Genomic DNA, 3,792 nt, shown 5'->3' with positions numbered 1-3,792 from the left:
AGTAGGACGTCGCCAAGCAACTGTAAGACGAGTCAGAATGACTCGTCTTTTTTGTGTTTAATGAAGTAATCTTGTAATTAATGTCGCCTCTATAAGTACGTTTATCTAACAAGAAACACCTTGAATTAATTATGATTTCACATTTAAATAATGTACCTTCAGAAAAATGTGGCCAAGTTGGTTAAACTGTCTATTTGTTAACAAGAATATATACAGGATAATGCCCTCTGTAGCCTGTTCACCCCTTCTTTTATTTCTTCAGTTGTTAAATGTCCGTACCCTATAATAATTTGATTATGATGTTTTCCTTTTTTAATGGCGTGGTCTTCCACGGGATATACTTTTACTCCGAGTTGTTGAATTTCCTCAAGTAATTCTTTTGTGAATTGAACTTGATTGAATTCAACAATCAAGTGTAATCCTGTAGAATGGCCGAAAATATTGATCTTATTTGAGAATGCTAATTTTAATTGCTGGATAAGGAAGTTTCTTCGATTTTTATAGAGTTTTTTCATCTTCATAATATGCCGTTCTAAATGATCTTCGGTAATAAATTTAGCAAGAACAAGCTGATTTAAAGAAGGTGTATGTAGATCTGAAAACCATTTTACTTTGCGACATTTTTCAATAAGGTGTGAGGGAAGAACTAAGTATCCCATCCTAAGGGCCGGTGATAAAATTTTACTAAATGAACCTATATATATAACACGCTCGGGATCCAATCCCTGTAATGAACTTACGGGTGAGCCTTCATATCGAAATTCACTGTCATAATCATCTTCAATGAGGTAGCAATTTGTTTTTCTTGAGTAGTTAATCAATTGAACCCGTCGTTGAATCGGTAATGTTCCGCCTAAAGGAAACTGATGAGAAGGAGTAATAAAGATAAATTTTGGATTTTTATTTACAGGTAGCAAAGATGTATCCATCCCATTATCATCAACTGGTATAGGATAAAGGAAGGCTCCTGAATTTTTAAAAATTGTTTGAATGTCATTGGTAATAGGATCTTCTATTATTACTTCATCACCCGTTGATAAAAGTAATTTAGAAACAAGTGTTAAAGCTTGAGTTGCACCAGAAGTAATCACTAATTGTTCTGGATGACAAAAAACTCCTCTTGTTTTTAATAAATAGCGTGATAAAGCCGTTCTTAATTCGGGACGCCCTTCGGGAATATCGTATCCAAACGTAGAAGGAGGTGCTTCGTGCCATATTGTGTGAGACAAATTTGCCCATCTCTTGCGTGGAAATAAGTCTAATGCTGGTATCCCTGAACGAAAATTAATGATGTTACTGTCTTTATTTATTTCTTCGCACCAAGATAAAGAATCAATTAGAGTTGATTTTTTACGTTGTTCTAAATAAGTTCCCTCGGCAATGAATGTTCCTGCTCCCTGTCGAGCGACCAAAAAACCTTCGGAAAATAATTGATCATAAGCTTCTAAAATTACATTCCTAGATACGTTTAACTCAGAAGATAATTCCCGTGTTGATGGTAACTTTTCTCCGGACTGTAGGTCTCCATTTAATATTCGCTCACGTATTTGGTAATAAACCTGTCGAATTAAACTAATATCTAACGATCGATCAATAGGTATCCAAAGCATATAAAGACTCCCTTCATCAAAATTGGTACCATAAAAATTTGGCTAAAATGGTACTAATACGAACCATTTTAGCATGCTATAGTTGGATCAAATAGTTCTAAGGGAGATGAAAATGTGATGACGAAAGAATTTCAAGTAGCTCAGGCATTTAAATCGATTGCACGAAATGAACATATAAAATCCTATGTACAACAATCCAGGGAACTCTATGTGTTATTGTTGCAAGCTGCGAAACGCTTTGTCACCGGAGAAACGAGGCATGAGGGGATTGTGACGGCAAAAGAACTAATTACAAAAGGGTATCATACTTCACTGGAGTATATAGGGGAAAATAAGCTAGATATAAAGGAGTGTTATAAAGCAAAAAATGAGTTTTTGAATCTTATTGGGGACGTGGGTGCTCTTTCTATAAAACAAACAGTATCACTTGATTTATCGCATATTGGATTATCTATAGATCCAGAAATATCTTATATTCATTTAATGGAGTTGGCAGAGAAGGCAAATGTACAAGGAACTACCCTTATGATAAGTATGGAAGAATCATCTAAGGCAGAGGATATTCTTTCTATCTATAAAAAAACAACAGAGCAATATCCTAATGTAGGGATAACAATTCAGGCACATTTATATCGCTCGAACAATGATATTCAAGAACTCCTACATTATCCAGGGAGAATACGAGTTGTAAAAGGTGCCTATCAAGAAGTTCCGGATATTGCTATGCCTAGGTCAACCGATTTAAATCAGCAGTATCTTCAAATTGTAGAACAACTAATTGAAAACAATCACCCTCTATCTATAGCTACACATGATGAAATTCTTATTAAAGAGATGGAACAACGTCGATATTTTAGTCAATCTAATGTAGAGATAGAAATGTTATATGGAATTCGTCCGGATATGTTAAGTGATTTGAAAAACAAAGGATATAACGCTAGAGTATATTTGACTTATGGGAAAGAGTGGTATTTGTATTTGTGTCACCGGATAGCTGAACATCCAGAAAATCTATATCATGCTGTGACAGATATGATACATTCATCTTCAGAGCAGCGGAGTCGGGAATATTGAATATAACTTTTATCTTAAATGTAAAAGTTATTTTGGCTATGGTTATTGCGAGGGAGTTTAGTTATAGTAAGGAAGTTAAATAATTGTGACTGTGTCCCAAAAGTAAGAGTTAGATTTTTCCTAGATTAGAAATTCTGGCTCGTTTATATAGGAATTTTAAGCTTGTAGTTAGAAATAAGTGAATTTGTAATTCTATATGTATTTCAAAATGAAGGATATATAAATAAGAACAATAAAATTACATGTTATAGGTATAGAATAAACATACTTAAATGTTATAAAAAGTGATATAAACAAAAAGAACACTCGTTCCTTTCCGGTGTGTTGAGTATACTAGATCGATTGATGTTCGTATTTTTAATCCTGTATATATGCTGAAAAAGAAATGCTATTAATCGGTTCGGACCTTGAATGTAGTTTGTATGCATATCTTAAGTTTCTGCTAAGAGGATATAACAGCTATTACCACTAGGCTGTATGGAAATGGATGAGGCCTAAAGATGAAAGAGATATAAGATGGATATTTCAGTGACGCAGGATAGTTAGTAAGTATATTTGTATATATTTATGAGTAAACAGATAAGTAAGGATTACCTCATATAAGGGGAACTCTATAACTAGAATAGTATACAAGTTTATTATGAACTTCTGTATCGTTGTTTATTATAAGAATACGTATATCTTTAATCCTTTCTAATGGGGTGCGTGATAAACAAGGAGGTATTTGGGGAATAACTTTTTAATTACACATTAGTCTTTATTAATATTGTTTGTTTCACTGAGTAAAACCTTTCATATAAATTAAGTCTATAGGGTTAATTTAACTTGTATATATTTTGGAAGAGGGGATTAAAGAGAAGTAGAAGTTACTTTTCTAGAAATATAATTTTATAGATTCTTCTCTAGGCTAGAGAGTGTCAAAATATTAACTTGAATATATTTATAAAAAGGTGTTGACGATTGCTACTTAGAGGTGTAATATAGAACAAGTCGCCGATGACAATAACGTCGAAAGCGACAAACGAAATAAAAAACTTAGTTGACATTGAAAGTTGAAAATGTTAACATAAGGAAGTCGCAAATGAGCGGCTAAGTAGTTCTTTGAAAA

2 protein-coding genes are annotated in these 3,792 nt (G+C 33.2%); one reads left to right on the top strand and one right to left on the bottom strand.

Going from position 1 to position 3,792, the window contains the following annotated elements; genetic code table 11:
• Positions 1–197: 197 nt before the first annotated feature.
• Entirely contained in the window at positions 198–1,610 is a 1,413-nt protein-coding gene (gene pdxR, locus AC0NJG_RS28490; RefSeq protein WP_087951341.1) for a MocR-like pyridoxine biosynthesis transcription factor PdxR, read from the bottom strand.
• A 117-nt stretch (positions 1,611–1,727) separates the two neighbouring features.
• On the opposite strand from pdxR, the gene AC0NJG_RS28485 reads away from it, so the two are divergent.
• Positions 1,728–2,684: a proline dehydrogenase family protein gene (locus AC0NJG_RS28485; protein WP_087951340.1), complete on the top strand. Its 957-nt coding sequence runs from the start codon at positions 1,728–1,730 to the stop codon at positions 2,682–2,684.
• Positions 2,685–3,792: the final 1,108 nt, after the last annotated feature.

The organism is Bacillus sp. SSR7 (genome assembly GCF_055902415.1).
The sequence above is the reverse complement of the archived record's forward strand: the minus strand, read 5'-3'. Positions and strand labels throughout refer to the sequence as shown.